Origin of the sequence: Actinoplanes sp. NPDC048988 (assembly GCF_043197815.1) — a bacterium.
Lineage (GTDB): Bacteria > Actinomycetota > Actinomycetes > Mycobacteriales > Micromonosporaceae > Actinoplanes.
Window position 1 is genome coordinate 1 of record NZ_JBICTW010000027.1, and the last position, 15,348, is coordinate 15,348.

Annotated in this window: 11 protein-coding genes; 2 read left to right on the forward strand and 9 right to left on the reverse strand. The window is 70.4% G+C overall.

Annotated features, from left to right (window positions below):
- Window positions 1-120 precede the first annotated feature (120 nt).
- The 9 genes from ACGFJ7_RS44475 to ACGFJ7_RS44515 all read right to left on the reverse strand — a co-directional run bounded on the left by ACGFJ7_RS44475 (window position 121) and on the right by ACGFJ7_RS44515 (window position 12,650).
- Entirely contained in the window at window positions 121-1,578 is a 1,458-nt protein-coding gene (locus ACGFJ7_RS44475) for a lipopolysaccharide biosynthesis protein (RefSeq protein ID WP_360257860.1), read from the reverse strand.
- Window positions 1,579-1,591: 13 nt separating this feature from the next.
- Window positions 1,592-2,968, reverse strand: coding sequence for an O-antigen ligase family protein (locus tag ACGFJ7_RS44480; RefSeq protein ID WP_360257857.1), 1,377 nt, complete (start codon window positions 2,966-2,968; stop codon window positions 1,592-1,594).
- On the reverse strand, window positions 2,965-3,840 hold the full coding sequence (locus tag ACGFJ7_RS44485; protein WP_392648285.1) for a hypothetical protein: 876 nt from the start codon (window positions 3,838-3,840) through the stop codon (window positions 2,965-2,967). The genes ACGFJ7_RS44480 and ACGFJ7_RS44485 overlap by 4 nt, the downstream gene beginning before the upstream one ends.
- A gap of 183 nt (window positions 3,841-4,023) precedes the next feature.
- Window positions 4,024-7,662: a DUF4082 domain-containing protein gene (locus ACGFJ7_RS44490; RefSeq protein WP_392648286.1), complete on the reverse strand. Its 3,639-nt coding sequence runs from the start codon at window positions 7,660-7,662 to the stop codon at window positions 4,024-4,026.
- Window positions 7,663-7,762: 100 nt separating this feature from the next.
- On the reverse strand, window positions 7,763-8,854 hold the full coding sequence (locus ACGFJ7_RS44495) for a DegT/DnrJ/EryC1/StrS family aminotransferase (protein WP_392648288.1): 1,092 nt from the start codon (window positions 8,852-8,854) through the stop codon (window positions 7,763-7,765).
- 10 nt (window positions 8,855-8,864) lie between these two features.
- Window positions 8,865-9,494 carry an acetyltransferase gene (locus ACGFJ7_RS44500; RefSeq protein ID WP_360257849.1) on the reverse strand — a complete coding sequence of 210 codons (630 nt, stop codon included), beginning with the start codon at window positions 9,492-9,494 and terminating at the stop codon, window positions 8,865-8,867.
- Window positions 9,491-10,606: a DegT/DnrJ/EryC1/StrS family aminotransferase gene (locus ACGFJ7_RS44505; RefSeq protein WP_360257988.1), complete on the reverse strand. Its 1,116-nt coding sequence runs from the start codon at window positions 10,604-10,606 to the stop codon at window positions 9,491-9,493. The genes ACGFJ7_RS44500 and ACGFJ7_RS44505 overlap by 4 nt, the downstream gene beginning before the upstream one ends.
- 8 nt (window positions 10,607-10,614) lie before the next feature.
- On the reverse strand, window positions 10,615-11,595 hold the full coding sequence (locus tag ACGFJ7_RS44510; RefSeq protein ID WP_392648290.1) for an NAD-dependent epimerase/dehydratase family protein: 981 nt from the start codon (window positions 11,593-11,595) through the stop codon (window positions 10,615-10,617).
- Window positions 11,592-12,650: a Gfo/Idh/MocA family oxidoreductase gene (locus ACGFJ7_RS44515; protein WP_360257986.1), complete on the reverse strand. Its 1,059-nt coding sequence runs from the start codon at window positions 12,648-12,650 to the stop codon at window positions 11,592-11,594. Before ACGFJ7_RS44515 ends, ACGFJ7_RS44510 begins: the two co-directional genes overlap by 4 nt.
- Before the next feature lie 230 nt (window positions 12,651-12,880).
- On the opposite strand from ACGFJ7_RS44515, the gene ACGFJ7_RS44520 reads away from it, so the two are divergent.
- Together ACGFJ7_RS44520 and ACGFJ7_RS44525 are read left to right on the forward strand one after the other, a co-directional pair.
- A complete protein-coding gene (locus tag ACGFJ7_RS44520) occupies window positions 12,881-13,471 on the forward strand; it encodes an acyltransferase (protein ID WP_360257845.1) in 591 nt (196 codons plus the stop codon).
- Between the two features lie 34 nt (window positions 13,472-13,505).
- Entirely contained in the window at window positions 13,506-15,305 is a 1,800-nt protein-coding gene (locus ACGFJ7_RS44525) for an alkyl/aryl-sulfatase (protein ID WP_392648293.1), read from the forward strand.
- Window positions 15,306-15,348 lie beyond the last annotated feature (43 nt).

Sequence of the window (15,348 nt, forward strand, 5' to 3'; positions counted from 1 at the left end):
ACCGAAACCCCACGCAAGGTTGAGGGCCGGGTGTGGCCGACCCAGACGTAAAGCGCTCCCCAGCCAGTCAGGGTCGGCCACACCCGGCCCTCAACAGTCCCAGCGCAAGAATCCCCTACTTCACCGAGCAGCCACGATCCCCGACACCGCAACCGGCTCCTCCGGAGCAGGAGTGCGAATCAACTTCAACGCCGGCCAGGCAACCACCGCAAACGCCGCCGTGCTGAGAACCGCCCCCAGCAGGAGCGTCAACAGATCCCCGTCGACCACCCGCTGAACCCCGACACCGACCAGGGCCGCCGCCACCCCCGCCAGCACCGGCCGGACACAGGCCCGAACAGCGTCCGACCACGGGATCGACACGGTAGCCACCGCCGCCAGGTGGAGGGGAAACGCCACCGCCAGCGCCACGATCAGGTGGGCGATGCCCGCCCCCCGAATCCCGGCGTGGGACACCCCGATGATCAGGGCTGGGAGCAGGGCCACGATCCACGCCGCCTGGATGTACATGTTCAGGCGGGCCTTGCCCACGGCCGTCAGCAAATCGGCCGCCAGCTGCATCGCCACCCGCAGACCGCCCAGGATGGCCAGGAACGTCAGGGCCGCCGCCGCCCCCGACCACTCCGAGCCGTACACGACCCGGGTGGCCGGCAGGGCGTACACCGCAAGCCCCGCCACCACCAGCGACGTCGGGATCAGCATCAGGGTCAGGGAGCGGCTGAACGCCGATCTCAGCGCCGGCAGGTTGTCCTGGAGGCGGGCGAACGCCGGCACCGACACGCGGGCCACCGCCACCGACAGGATGCTGACCGGCCAGCTCGACAGGTTGAAGGCCATCAGGTAGAGGCCCAGGGCCTCCGGGCTCATCAGGCGCCCGACCACGATGTAGTCGAGGTTCATCAGCCCCACCGCCAGCAGCAGGGTGCCCGCGATGGGCAGGCCGCCCCGCAGGACGTGGCCCGCCGCCTCGCGGTCCCAGCCCGGCCGGAAGCGCTGCGGGGTGAAGACCAGCAGCAGTACCCCGTTCACCAGGTTGCCGAAGAAGCGGCCCCAGGCCAGGCTCCACGCGCCGAAGCCCAATGATGCCAGCACGATGGACAGGCCCAGGGTCACGATCATGCCGGTGAGGTCGGCCGTGGCCCGGCGCCCCTGCATGAAGTTGCGGGTCAGCATGGCCGACGGGACCGCGAACAGGCCGTTGATGACGACCGAGACGGCCAGCAACCGGACGATGCCCGCCGCCTCCGGCGCGTTCAGGGCCGACGCGATGCCCGGCGCGCCGAAGAACGCCGCCGCCGCGACCAGGCAGCTGGCCGCGAAGATGAGGGTGGTCGCGGTCGGGGCGATCTTCTCGATCTTGCCGGCCCAGCGGACCAGTGTCGGCTCGATGCCGAGGTCGTTGATGTTGACCAGGATCATCAGGACGACCAGGGCGACGGTGAACTGCCCGTAGTCGGCGGGCGACAGCAGCCGGGCCAGGATGATGCCACTGAGGACGGTGCCGGCGCGTGTGGCCAGGCTGCTGACGAAGCTCCAGCCGAGGCCCCGCTTGACTAGTTTGCCGAGCGGCTCTTCCACCGAAATGTTCCTTTCACACCCGGGACCAGCGCGGAGCCGAGGTCCGGATCTCCCGGGACGGGTGGGTGAGGCGCCACACCGCGCCGCAGAGGCCGACCGTCATGCCGAGCGAGAGCGAGTAGGTCGTGTAGGTGAGGCAGTCGAACGTGTACGTGATGAACAGGGCCATCACCTGGGTGGAGATGAGCACCAGGCACAGGTGTTTCTGCTCGCTGGTCTCGGCCCGGCGCATGGCGATGGCGGCGACCGTGATCGCGGTCAGGTGCAGTCCGGCCAGCACGACGATGCCGACGATGCCGTTCTCGAGGGCCGTCCGCATCCACTGGTTGTCCAGGAACTGGTACATGGGCCATTCCCACGTGCCGGACCCGCGGCCGAACCAGGGGCGCTGGCTGAAGTAGTTCCCGACCATCGCGTACCGCTCGGTGCGCACCTGGATGCTCGAGTCCTCGCTCGCCCCGGCGAAGATGTCGTAGATGGTGCGGACCGTGGACGGCTGGATGGCCGAGATGGCGACGACGGCGGCGATGCCCATCGCGATGATGTTGTAGCGGGTCCGCCACGTCCAGAGCGGCATGAGGATCAGCAGGGCGATGAAGATCGAGATGATTCCGGTACGCGAGATCGTGACCAGGATGCCGGCCACGATCAGGAACGCCGCCGCCCCGTACAGGCCCCGGACGATCTGTTTGGCCGAGAACTTGGCGAAGTGGATGGCGATCGGGACGGCCAGCGACAGCGCCGCCGCCAGCTCCAGGTAGTGGGTGGTCGTCGCCGGCACGCGTAACCCGCTGCCGCGCACCTGGAAGCCGGGCACGCCGAGGTTGGTCAGGCCGGGCACCTGCATGTACTCGACGATGTTGACCGGCAGCACCCGCTGCAGGAGGCCGATGACCGACATGTACACGCAGCACCAGACGAACGCCTGCAGCAGGAAGCGCAGCCGGCTCCAGTTGGAGATGCCGTCGGCCGCCACCAGGATGACGCCGAGGAACGCCGCCCCGCCGGCCAGCAGGGACCGGTCGGCCGCGTTCGCCTCCAGCGGGGTCAGACCCCGGGCGAAGGCGATGACGTAGGAGACCAGCAGCGACAGGAAGAAGAACAGTGCCGCCCAGCGGATCGGCTGTGGCCCCGGCATCACCAGCTCGGGGCTGAGACGCGTGGCGAGCCACCAGCAGAACAGCAGGACGCACAGGACCGTGCCGGGCCGGCCGACGTCGGCCGTGGTGCCCGGGATGATCAGCCGGGACGGGATGAGGGTCAGCCAGGCGATGACGAAGGCCAGGGCGAACGCCGCGTCCAGCTTGACCAGCCGGCGGCGGGTCGCGTACATCTGGTCGGCGAACAGCGCCGGTTCTAGGTCTCTCGCCGAGATCGGCGGGGCGCTCAAGTGCGCCTGCCGCGATCGTTGCCCCGCTCACCGCCTTGACGGGCCCGCGGCATGGACGGGATCACGATGGTTTCCGCACCGGGGTCGCGGCCGTTCTGCTGCGGGGCGCCGCCACGGGCGTACTGGCCGAGGGGTTTCGTCTTGTCGGCGTCGCCGTTGACGTTCGGCCGGTTCATCTGCGGAACGGACGGGAAGGTGCCGTTCAGCGGGATGGCGGCCGCGCCCGGCGGCATCTCGGGCGAGACGCCGGCGTCGCCGCCCTTGCGGCGCTTGCGGCGCCGCAGGAGCGTGTCGACCAGGATGGTCAGGCCGCCGGTGAGCAGGATGCCGATGGCGAAGATGACGACCACGGCCCGCTTGACCTTTCCGCCGGGGCGCTTGAGGTTCTCACCCTTGTCGAGCCGGTACGCGGTGATCATGTCGGCTTTCTTGACGTTGTATTGCGTCTGCAGCGCCACGACCGACTTCTCGTAGTGGTTCGTCACCTCGGTGGTGGCCGACTGCGCCTCCTCGAGGGTGGGCGCGACGACCGCGATGATCGCCACCGGGTTCTTGTCCGAGATGGTGATCTCGAAGCTGGCGCTCTCGTCCTTCTTCTTGAGCGCGTCCAGGAACGTCTGGTCCTGCGTGGCCACCGTGGCCGCGTTGCTCAGCGACGACAGGCCGAGCGCCAGCCACGGGTTCTGCACCGAAATGACCTTGTTGGGGTCGGAGGCCACCGTCGGCGGGATCAGCTGGACGTACGACGTGATCGCGTAGTCCGGCTTGATCTCGGTCGCGGCGTAGCCCGTCGCGGCTATCGTGACCAGCAAGAGCGTAACCGAGACATACCAGCGGCGAATCATGAGCTTGGTAAGGTCCCAGAAATCCATGCCGTTCCCCTCGGCCGGTCACACCCCCGGTGCACCGGCATGTCGCACATTCCGCTGACGCCGGGATGACACTAACGTCCTCCGACGGCGCCAGGCCATCCGTACTTCGGGTCCAGTTTGGATCGGACAACTGACACCCGGCGCGTCTTTCTATCGCATGCTCATCGTCCGTTCATCGCGTGCTCAGCTGTTGGGAGTGAAGACCGGGTCGACCCAGAAGTTGTGGCTGGACCGGGTGCCGGGGAATCCGGAGCCGTACTTGAAGACACCGCCGGTGGCCGGCACGTGCAGCGGCGGGTTGTGGGTCGCCGCGGCCAGGCCGCCCGAGGTCACCGCGTAGTGGCCGGTCGTCGTCGAGTACGACACCGTGTACACGGTGCCGGGCGAGATCGCGTACGGCTGGGAGAACAGCATCGTCTGCCACCCGGTCGCCGTCTCGCTCACGAAGGTGCCGGTGATCAGCGGGTCGCCCGCGGCGTTCCACAGCGTACCGGTGTGGGTGCCGTTGTTGCCCGCGCCCCGGTAGTAGCGGATGCCGTTGACGACGCCCGCGACGTCGGTCGTGAACTGGACGCCGACCGAGATGGCGGCCGAGTCGTTCCAGCTCGCGTTGGCCGGCGTGGCCGTGCTGGGCCAGACCGTGACCGCGCCCGCGGGAACGGTCGGCTGCGGCGGCTGCGGCTCCTCAGGGGCGGCCACGAACATCGGGTCGACCCAGTAGTTCGTGTTGCCGTACGAGCTCGTCGGGAAGACGTCGGCGCCGTACGTGTAGAGGCCGTTGTTGCCGCCGACCCCGGTCAGCGGGCCGTTGACGCGCTGGCCGTTGAAGTAGCCGCTGGTGGCGGCGTAGTTGCCGCGCGGGGCGTAGTACGAGGCGACGTAGGTGGTGCCGGCGTCGACCTTGTACGGCTCGTCGAAGTACACGCTCTGCCAGCCGGTGGCCGAGTCGTTGACGAAGGTGGCCTGCCGCAGCCGGCTGCCGGCGGCCGACCAGAGGCTGCCGACGTGCGTGCCGCCGTTGCCGGTGCCCTTGTAGAACCGGATGCCGATGACCGTGCCGTCCACGGACGGGGTGAACTTCACGCCGAGCGTGGTGCCGCGGGAGTCCTTGACGGCGGCAGTGTCCGGCGTCTGGTCGGCCGGGAACAGGCTGTTCACGGTCGTCTGGGCCGGGTCGGTGGTGAACTTCCACACCTTGGGCTGGGCCATCGCGTTGCCGTTGGCGTCGGACGCGGCCACCCGGGCCGTGAACGTCTCCCCCGCGGTCAGCGCGGCCGCCGGGACGAACCGGGCGGTACGGGTCGGCCCGTCGTAGTCGATGGTGCCGGCCACGTTGGCGCCGGCGTCGTTGACGAGCGTGAAGGTGATGGCCGCGGCGTTCACCGGCTTGCTGAACGTGGCCGCGGGCTGCACCGAGACGGGCGTGTAGAGCGCGTCCGGCGTCGGCGTCACGGTCAGGACGGTCGGCGCGGTCAGGCTCGACGAGTCGAACAGCACGTCGACGTAGTAGTTGGTGGCCGCGTAGGACCGGACCGGGAACTCGCCCGGCTCGCCGTACACCCCGTTGCCGCCCGAGTCCTGGCTGCGCGGGCTGCTCAGCGGCGCCGCGTTCAGGCCACGGTAGGCGAAGGCCCACGAGTCGGCCGCGTAGTGCCCGTTCGGCGCGCTGTAGGAGGCCACGTACGTCGTGCCCGCGACCACCGGCACCGCCGGCGAGAGGGTGAGGGTCTGCCAGCCGGTGGCCGTCTCGTTCTCGAAGGTGCCGCTGGAGAGCAGGTCACCGCCCTCGGTCCAGAGGCTGCCGGTGTGGGTGCCGGTGTTGCCGGTGCCCTTGTAGAACCGGACCGCCTTGATGAAGCCGTCGGTCTGCGGGGTCACCTTGATGCCGAGCTCGGTGGCGCCGGTGTCGGTCGAGGCCGGGGTGCCGGGGACCTTGTTGCCGAACAGCGAGGTCGAGCCGGTCAGGGTGAGCGCCCGGGTGGTCGGGTTGCTGTTCAGGTTGGCGCTGTCGTCGGCCGCGCGCACCTTGAGGGTGGCCACGCCGTCGCCGGTCACGTTGCCCGTGTACGACCAGGCCGTGGTGCCGTTGGCCGGGTGCCAGGTGACGCCGTTGTCGAGGGAGACCTCGACCGCGGCGACCACGCCGCCGCCGGTGTCGGAGGCCGTGCCGGAGACCGTCACCTGGGAGCCGTTGGCCACTGTGGCGCCGCCGGCGGGCGAGGTGATGACGGCGGTCGGCGCCACCGTGTCGGTCGAGGCGCTGGCCGCGAGCAGGGTGCTCATCCGGGTGGCCGGCTGCACCTTCATGTCGGCGAACAGGTTGATGACCGCCTGCTGCATGTTCTTGTCGACCGGCTCGATGTCCCACTCGCTGTCGTGGTGGTCGTCGAGGCCCCAGGCGTACTGGATGGTGCCGGCGCCGAAGACCAGGGCGCCGCTGGCCGCCTTGTAGAGCGTCATGTGGTGCGTGGTGGTGCCGGCCGAGACGACCTGGCCGAAGTCGCGCAGGTACTCGGGGGTCGGGCCGGTGGTCTCGGACAGGCGGATCAGGCCGGCCGGGCGGAAGCCGTTGTCGATGTCCTCGTCCGACTCGTAACCGATGCTGTGCTTGGCCAGCTGCTTGGCGCCGGAGGTCTGCGCCGCCACCTCGGTGCCGCGCCAGAAGCGGTTCTTGCCCTTGGCCGCCGGCACCTGCATGGTGATGTCGTCGCTGTTGGCCATGAACATGGTGCCGGTCAGCGAGTTCTCCGGGACGCCGCCGTTGGACGGCGGGCTCCAGCGCGGGTCACGCCACGTGCCGGTCCACTCCGTCGACGGGTCGCTCTTGCGGTTGTCCCAGGTCTCCTTGTAACAGACCAGGGTCCGGTACGCCGTGTTCGAGCCGTCCTTGCTCGTCTCCCAGCGGGTCTTCCAGTAGACCTCGTTGCCGCTGAAGAAGGCCAGGTTGGTGCCGGAGTCGCGGGCCGCCTCGACGAACGTGCGCTGCGCGCCCGACCAGTACTCGTCGTGGCCGACGGAGAGGAACACCTTGTGGTTGGCGATGAGCGCGCCGCGACGGTCCGCGTCGACGTCGGTGGTGTACGTGACGTCGTACCCGTTGCGCTCGAGGAAGCGGATCATCGGGTACTCGTTGCTGAACAGGAAGTCGCGGCCGTCGAACGCGCCCCGGGTAGCGAAGGGGCGGTTGTAGCTGAGCTTGGTCGCGCGTCCCTGCGGGCCGCCGTAGAAGCTGGCCCCGCCGTACGTGTTGTAGGCCTGCCAGGTGGCGTCCGAGGTCTTGAAGAGGACGTCGGAGTGGCTGGCGTCGTTGCGCACCACGAAGGAGATGTGGCTGGAGCCGCCGTCGGTGCGGGTCAGCAGCGCGAAGTAGACGCCGGAGACCTGCCCGGCCGGCACCTGCCAGGTCGCCGAGGGAGCCCACGTGCCGCAGTCGTAGATCTGCGTGGTGTCGTCGTCGACGCAGGCGGTGTCCTGGTTCTGCGCCGGGTAGGTGGCGGGCAGCGTGGTGATGCGGCGGGCGCCGGCGCCGCCGTAGTAGCCGATCCGGAAGATCTCGATGGTGAACGCGTGCTCGGCCCGCACCTTGAAGGTGACGGTCTCACCGGCGTTGACGCTCATGTCGGTGGCGAAACCCTGGATGGAGTCGTCGCCGGCGCCGGTGATGTTCCATTCGCCGTCCGGCGTGCCGGTCAGCGCGTTCTCGCACACGACGTTGTTCGTCGAGCAGGCGGCCGAGACCGCCGACGGGCCCAACCCGATGAGTACCGCGGCCCCCAGCACCGTGGCGGTTGCGGCGGCGATAAGCGCCCTTGCTCTATCCATCGTGTCCTCGAATTCCTTTTCCGCTACTTGCCGCAGACCTTAGGGGCACGTCCTGACAGGACGTACTCCACCGGTCGGATGATCTCCAACGCCTGTCGGGTCATTCCTGCCGCAAGGCGGTGACCAGCGCCTCGGCCACCCGGTTCTGCTGCTCACCGGTGATCTGCGGATAGATCGGGAGGGAGAGGATTTCCGGGGCCACGGCCTCGGCATTCGGGAAGGATCCGCCCAGGCCGCCGAAAGCGCCCGTACGGTGCACGGGGATCGGGTAGTGGATGCCGGCGCCGATGCCGGCCTCGTTGAGGCGGGCGAGGACGGCGTCGCGCCGGCCGCCGGGGATACGCACGCAGTAGATGTGCCAGACGTGCTCGTTGCCCTCGAGCGTCTCCGGGAGCACGATGTCGAGGCCGGCCAGCAGCTCGTGGTAGCGGGCGGCGGCGGCGCGGCGGCGGTCGTTCCAGTCGGCCAGCCGGGCCAGCTTGGCCCGCAGCACCACCGCCTGGAGCCCGTCGAGGCGGCTGTTCACGCCGACCAGGTCGTGGTGGTACTTCTTCAGGCCACCGTGACTGCCGAGCGTACGGACGGTGGTGGCCAGTTCCCCGGACGAGGTGACGACGGCGCCCGCGTCGCCGTACGCGCCAAGGTTCTTGCCCGGGTAGAAGCTGGTGGCGGCGATGCCGTCGACGCCGGCCGCGCGGCCGTGCCGGGTCGCGCCCTGCGACTGGGCGGCGTCCTCGACGATCGCGACACCGGCCGCGGCCAGCTTCTCGACCTCGGCCATCTGGCCGTAGAGGTGCACGGGCGCGACGGCCTTGGTGGCCGGGGTGACGGCCGCGAGGGCGGCGTCGGTGTCGATCAGGTACGTCCGGGGGTCGCAGTCCACGAGCACGACCTTCGCGCCGCAGCGGGCGACCGCCTCGGCCGTGGCGATGAACGTGTTGGCCGGCAGGATGACCTCGGCGCCGGGCCCGACCCCGACGGCCCGCAGCGCGAGCTCGAGGGCGTCGGTGCCGTTGGCCACGCCGACGCAGTGGGCCAGGCCGGAGAAGGCGGCGTACTCCTGCTCGAACGCGGCCACCTCGGGCCCGCCGACGAAGGCGGTCTCGGCGATGACGCGCTTGAAGCCGGCCTCGACCTCCTCGGCCACCTCCGCGTGGGCGGCGGCGAGGTCGACGAGCGGGATCCGGGACATGTGCTGGCTCCTAAGAAGTTGAGCGGATCAGGCGGGCCGGGTTGCCGGCCCAGACCTCGCCGGCGGGAACGTCGCGCAGCACGACCGAACCCATGCCGACCAGGGATCGGGCGCCGATGGTGACGCCCTCGCGGATCAGGGCGCCGCTGCCGACGTACGCCTGTTCGTCGAGCACCGCGCCGCCGCCCAGCCGGACGCCGGAGGCGATGGTGCAGTAGTCGCCGACCCGGTCGTCGTGAGTGAGCACGGCCTGGGGCATGACGGCCACGTGCGATCCGACGGCGACGTCGGCGGTCAGGACCGTGCCGGCCAGCAGCACCGTGCCGGGGCCGATCGTGCTGCCCGCGCCGACCGACGCGAACGGGTGCACGACGGTGGCGTATCGCTCGACGGGCAGGCCGAGCCGCTCGACGATGCCGCGCCGGGCCGTGAAGTTGCGGGGATTGCCCACGCAGACCACGACCGCGGCGTCCATGTCGGCCGCCCGGGAGACGGCGCCCAGGATCGGCAGGCCCGAGCGGGTCGTGCCGTGCAGGTCGGGGTTGTCGTCGAGGAAGCCCAGGACGTTGAAGTCGGCGCGGGCGGCCGACGCGGTCTCCCGCGCGAAGCCGCCCGCCCCGACGATGACCAGGTCTGTCACGGCCTGGCCAGCTCCCGCAGGACATCCACGATGTGGTTCTGGTCGTCCTCGGTGAGCTGGTGGTGCAGCGGCAGGATGAGCGAGTCGCGGGTGATGCGTTCGGTCACCGGCAGCGGCCCGGGCGTGACGTCGGCGTAGGCGGGCTCCAGGTGGGCCGCCATGATGCCACGCCGGGCCGAGACGCCCCGGCGGGCCAGCTCGGCCAGCACATCGTCGCGGTTCGTCCCGTATTCGCCGTTGATGAGCACCCAGAACGACTGGTAGTTGGTCTCGCCGTACGCGGGGTCGCGAACCGGCACCAGACCGTCGATACCGGCCAGCAGCGAGTGGTACCGCGCCGCCTTCTCGCGACGGTCGGCCACCAGGGCCGCAAGACGGCCGAGCTGGACGAGACCGACGGCGGCCTGGATGTCGGTCATCCGGTAGTTGTAGGCGGTCTCCAGGTAGGCCTCGAGCACCGGCTGGCTGCTCTTGTGCCGGTCGGCCGCGGAGACGTTCATGCCGTGCTCGCGCAGCCGCTTCAGGCGCACGGCCCGGTCGGCGTCGTCGAGCGTCACCATGCCGCCCTCACCGGTGGTGATGAGCTTGCGCGGGTGGAACGACCAGGCGGCCAGCGTCGCGCCGGTGCCGGCCGGCCGGCCGTACGCCGTGGAGCCGGCCGCGCAGGCCGCGTCCTCGACCAGTTCGACGCCCCAGCCGGCGGCCGCCTTGCGCAGCCCCTCGGTGTCGAACGGGACGCCACCCTGGTGGACGGCGATGACCGCCCGGGTGCGCGGCGTCCGTACGGCGTCGATCGTCTCCGCCGTCAGGTTGCCCGTGGCCAGGTCGACGTCGGCGAAGACCGGGGTCGCGCCGACGTAGCGGACCGCGTTGGCCGTCGCGATGAACGACAGCGACGGGACGACGACCTCATCGCCCGGCTTGACGTCCAGCGCGACGAGAGCCAGATGCAGCGCGGTCGTGCAGGAGCTGACGGCGACGCCCTGCGACGCACCCACGACCGCCGCGAACTCCTGCTCGAAGCGGGCCACACGCGGGCCCTGAGCCACCCAGCCGGAGCGGACGGCGTCGGCCGCGGCCTGCGCCTCCTCCTCACCCAGCTGGGGAATCATCACGGGGATCACTTCACTGTGCTTTCCCGCGAGGCCAGCCACCAGTCGACGAGGCCCTCGAGGCCCTCGTGCAGCGACAACTGGGCGGTGAAGCCGAGCTTCTCGGTGGCGGCGCTGGTGTCGGCCAGGCGGCGGGTGACGCCGTTGACCGCGCGGGCCGGCCCGAACTCCGGCTGCAGGTCGCTCTTCATGACCTCGCTGAGCGCGGCGGCCAGATCGCGCAGGCTCGTCTCGGTCTGGCTGGCGATGTTGAAGACCTCGTCCGTGACGTCGGCCTCGGCGGCCAGGATGTTGGCCCGCGCGATGTCGGCCACGTGCACGAAGTCCATCGTGGCGAGGCCGTCGCCGAGGATCAGCGGCGGGTTGCCGGCGTCGATGCGCTCCATCCAGCGGATGAGCACCTCGGTGTAGAGGCCGTGGATGTCCATCCGCGGGCCGTACACGTTGAAGTAGCGCAGGGCGACGTAGTCGAGGCCCTTCATGGCGTGGAAGCTGCGCAGGGTGGCCTCGTTGAAGGCCTTCGCGGCGCCGTAGAAGGTGTCGTTGTTGTACGGGTGGTGGCGTTCCGTGGTCGGGAACTGCTCGGCCAGGCCGTAGACCGACGCCGACGACGAGGCGATCAGCTTCTTGACCCCGGCTTCGGCCGCCGCCTCGACCACGTTGAACGTGCCGTCGACGAGCACCTCGTTGGCCAGCCGCGGCTCCTCGGCGCACTGCGTGATGCGGATGGCGGCGAGGTGGAAGACCAGGTCCTTGCCGGCGGTCACCCGCTTGACGAGCTCGACGTCGCGGATGTCGCCCTCGATGAGCTCGACCGGGCCGTTCTCCAGCGCCCAGGCCAGGTTGTCGCGCCGGCCGCGGACGAAGTTGTCCAGCACCACGATCTCGGCGGCCCCGCCGCGAACCAGTTCGTCGACGACGTGCGAGCCGATGGTGCCCGCCCCGCCCGTGACGAGGGCGCGCGCGCCCTCGATCTGTACGCCCGTCACGCCATGTGCCCTTCATCGAGTTTGATCATCGTGCCGCCCTCGGCCAGGCTACGCGAGGCCGCCTGGAGGATTTCGAGGACGCGGAGCCCGGACCGGCCGTCGGTCAGCGCCGGCTCGCCGGTGGTGATGGCCCGCGCGTATTCGTCGACCATCGTGCGCAGCGCCTCCCGCTCGGTGAGCGCCGGGGCGACCATGTCGCCCGAGCGGTACGAGACGAGGATGTCACGCCGTTGCTCGTCGCCCAGTTCGTCGGGCGAGGCCACGTCGACGCCGCGGTCGTAGATGGCCACCCGCTGGCTCGGGTTGAGGTCGTCCCAGACCAGCGTCCGCTTCGACCCGCCGACGATGGTCGTGCGGATTTTGACCGGGGACAGCCAGTTGACGTGGATGTGGGCGATCGCGCCGTTGCTGAGCTCCAGCGTCAGATAGGCCACACATGCCCGGCCCGCGCCGATTCCGTCGGCTCCGTGCGCGGCGACCGCGACCGGCCGTACCGAATCGGGCAGAACGAAGTCGAGAATGGACAGGTCGTGCGGCGCCAGGTCCCACACCACGTCGATGTCGCGCTGGACCAGGCCCAGGTTGATCCGCACCGAGTCGAGGAAGTGCAGCTCCCCCAGCTCGCCCGAGCGCAGCAGTTCACGGATCCGCAGCACGGCCGGCGTGTAGCAGTAGGTGTGGTCGCACATCAGGGTCAGGCCGCGGCGGTCGGCCTCCTCGACCAGCTCACGGCCCTGTTCGTACGTGGCGGCCAGCGGCTTCTCCACGAGGACATGCTTGCCGGCGCGCAGTGCCGCCAGGGCGACCGGCAGGTGAGTGCCGGCGGGCGTGGCGATGGCGACGGCCTGAACCTCGGGGTCGGCCAGGACCTCGTCCAGGTCCGCGGTGACCTGGACGGTCGAGTAGCCGCCGAGAACACGGCGGGCCCTCTCGACGTCGAGGTCGCAGAGCCAGCGCAGCCGGAAGGCCGGCGTGGCCTGGAAGTTGCGGACCAGGTTGGGGCCCCAGTAGCCGGCCCCGACGACGGCGATTCCGATGGGAGTAGTCACGAACATCCTCATCCGGTGCACGGTGGACGGGTTCCGTGCCGGAAGCTATCGATCCCAGTGGGCCTGAAGGAAGGGGCCGGGCCGAATTCCGGCCGAGGCCCCCAGGGGCCGCCGGTACGTTCGGTTGAGGTCGTACGACTGACGGTCAAAGTGGACGACGACCATCGGTTGGATTGGGCCGCCGGGTCGATTTCGCGACACCTTTTCTGGTTTCCGGGCCGATAGTCTGCCCGGCTATGACTCACGTAGCCCCGACGGCCGACGTCGATACCCGTGCATCTCTCGGCGAAGGCACCCGAATCTGGCATCTCGCGCAGATCCGGGAAGATGCCGTGCTGGGCCGCAATTGCATCGTCGGCCGCGGCGCGTACGTGGGCCCGGGAGTCGTCCTCGGCGACAACGTCAAGCTCCAGAACCACGCGCTGGTCTACGAGCCGGCCCGGCTGGGCGACGGCGTCTTCATCGGCCCGGCCGCGGTCCTCACCAACGACGAGTACCCGCGCGCCGTCACGCCCGAGGGCCGCCTGAAGACCGGCGACGACTGGCACGCGGTGGGCGTGACGATCGGTGAGGGCGCGGCGATCGGCGCCCGGGCGGTGTGCGTGGCTCCGGTGACGGTGGGCCGCTGGGCGCTGGTGGCCGCGGGCGCGGTCGTCACCAAGGACGTGCCCGATTTCGCCCTCGTGGTCGGCGTGCCCGCCCGCCGCGTCGGCTGGGTCGGCCACGCCGGGCGCCCGCTCGTCGACAAGGGCGACGGCTCCTGGGTGTGCCCGGCGACCGAGGCCGTCTACGTGGAGGCCGGCGGGCGTCTCACTCCCGCCGAGTGATGCCCGGCCGGGGACGGCCGGACAGGCTGGCCCCATGACGGAGCTGCGATACGAGGACCGGACCGACTTCGACGACGCCAGCCGCGGCCTGATCGGCGCGCTGGACCCGTGCGTGGTGACCGACGCCGAGGGCCGGGTGGTCTGGGACAACGACTCCTTCGCGTTTCTCGGCGCGGAGTGCCCGGACACCGCGAACCCCAGCCTGTGGAGACAGTCGCAGCTCTGCGCCAAGCACGGGCTGTACGAGGTCACCGACGGGATCTACCAGGTACGCGGTCTCGACCTGTCCAACATGACGCTGGTCGAGGGCGACACCGGTGTGATCGTCATCGACCCGCTGATCTCGGCCGAGACCGCCGCCGCCGGGCTGCGGCTGTACCGGGAGCACCGGGGCGACCGGCCGGTCACCGGCGTCGTCTACACCCACTCGCACGTCGACCACTTCGGCGGCGTGCGCGGCGTGGTCGACGGCGACGTCCCGATCCTGGCCCCGCAGGGGTTCCTCGAGGCGGCGGTGGCCGAGAACGTGTACGCCGGCACCGCGATGCTGCGCCGCGGGATGTACCACACGGGGAGCCCGCTGCCCCGGAGCCCGCGCGGGCTGATCGGCACCGGGCTCGGCCAGACCAGTTCGATCGGCTCCATCTCGCTGCTGGCGCCGACCGTGGACATCACCCACACCGGCCAGCAGGAGGTGGTCGACGGCGTCCGGATCGTGTTCCAGGTGACGCCGGGCACCGAGGCGCCGGCCGAGATGAACTTCTTCTTCCCCGACCGCGCGGCGCTCTGCATGGCCGAGAACGCGACACACAACCTGCACAACGTGTTGACCCTGCGCGGCGCCGTGGTGCGCGACGCCCGGGTCTGGTCCCGGTATCTCAACGAGGCGATCACGTTGTTCGGCGACCGCGCCGACGTGGCCTTCGCCTCGCATCACTGGCCGGCCTGGGGGCGCGACCGGATTGTCGCGTTCCTGTCCCAGCAGCGCGATCTGTACGCGTACCTGCACGACCAGACCCTGCGCCTGATGAACCAGGGCCTCACCGGGCCGGAGGTGGCCGAGACGATCGAACTGCCCCCGGCGCTGGAGAGCGCCTGGCACGCGCGCGGCTACTACGGTTCGGTCAGCCACAACGTCAAGGCCGTGTATCAGCGGTACCTGGGGTGGTTCGACGGCAACCCGGCCCATCTCTGGGAGCACCCGCCGGCCGAGTCGGCTCGCCGGTACGTCGACTGCATGGGCGGCGTGGCTGAGGTCGTCGCCAAGGCGCGCGCCTACGCCGGCGACGGCGACCTGCGCTTCGCGGCCGAGCTGCTCAACCACGCCGTCTTCGCCGAGCCCACGAACGCGCAGGCCAAGGCCCTGCTGGCCGACGTGTACGAGCGGCTCGGTTTCGGATCGGAGAGCGGCACCTGGCGCAACTTCTACCTGGTCGGGGCGACCGAGCTCCGCCGGGGCATCGTCATGGAGGGCTCGTCGGTGAGCGCGGCCGGAATGATCACCGCCCTCACCGTGGAGCAGCTCTTCGACTCGATCGCCATCCGCCTGAACGGCCCGCGGGCGTGGTCGTCGTCGCTGACCATCGACTGGCGGTTCACCGATCTCGGCGCCGCGTACCGGACGACGCTGTCGAACGGCGCGCTGATCCACTGGCCGGCGGAGCCCGCGGCCGGGGCCGACCTGCGGCTGACCCTGACCAAGGCGCAGCTGATCGGCATCCTGGCCGGCCAGGGCATCGAGGGGGTGGCGACCGAGGGCGACCCGAAGGTCCTGCAGGTGCTCGTGGAGCTGCTCGACGACCCCGACCCGGCCTTCGCGATCGTGACGCCGTAGCAGTCGCGCTCGAGGTGGATGAACCCCGCTTCACCCCTGGCGC

What these genes read in the sequence shown, in the direction of transcription:
- ACGFJ7_RS44485 (WP_392648285.1), bottom strand. Translation starts at nt 3,840, where the DNA reads ATGGATTTCTGGGACCTTACCAAGCTCATGATTCGCCGCTGGTATGTC.
- ACGFJ7_RS44490 (WP_392648286.1), bottom strand. Translation starts at nt 7,662, where the DNA reads ATGGATAGAGCAAGGGCGCTTATCGCCGCCGCAACCGCCACGGTGCTG.
- ACGFJ7_RS44495 (WP_392648288.1), bottom strand. Translation starts at nt 8,854, where the DNA reads ATGTCCCGGATCCCGCTCGTCGACCTCGCCGCCGCCCACGCGGAGGTG.
- ACGFJ7_RS44505 (WP_360257988.1), bottom strand. Translation starts at nt 10,606, where the DNA reads ATGATTCCCCAGCTGGGTGAGGAGGAGGCGCAGGCCGCGGCCGACGCC.
- ACGFJ7_RS44515 (WP_360257986.1), bottom strand. Translation starts at nt 12,650, where the DNA reads ATGTTCGTGACTACTCCCATCGGAATCGCCGTCGTCGGGGCCGGCTAC.
- ACGFJ7_RS44520 (WP_360257845.1), top strand. Translation starts at nt 12,881, where the DNA reads ATGACTCACGTAGCCCCGACGGCCGACGTCGATACCCGTGCATCTCTC.
- ACGFJ7_RS44525 (WP_392648293.1), top strand. Translation starts at nt 13,506, where the DNA reads ATGACGGAGCTGCGATACGAGGACCGGACCGACTTCGACGACGCCAGC.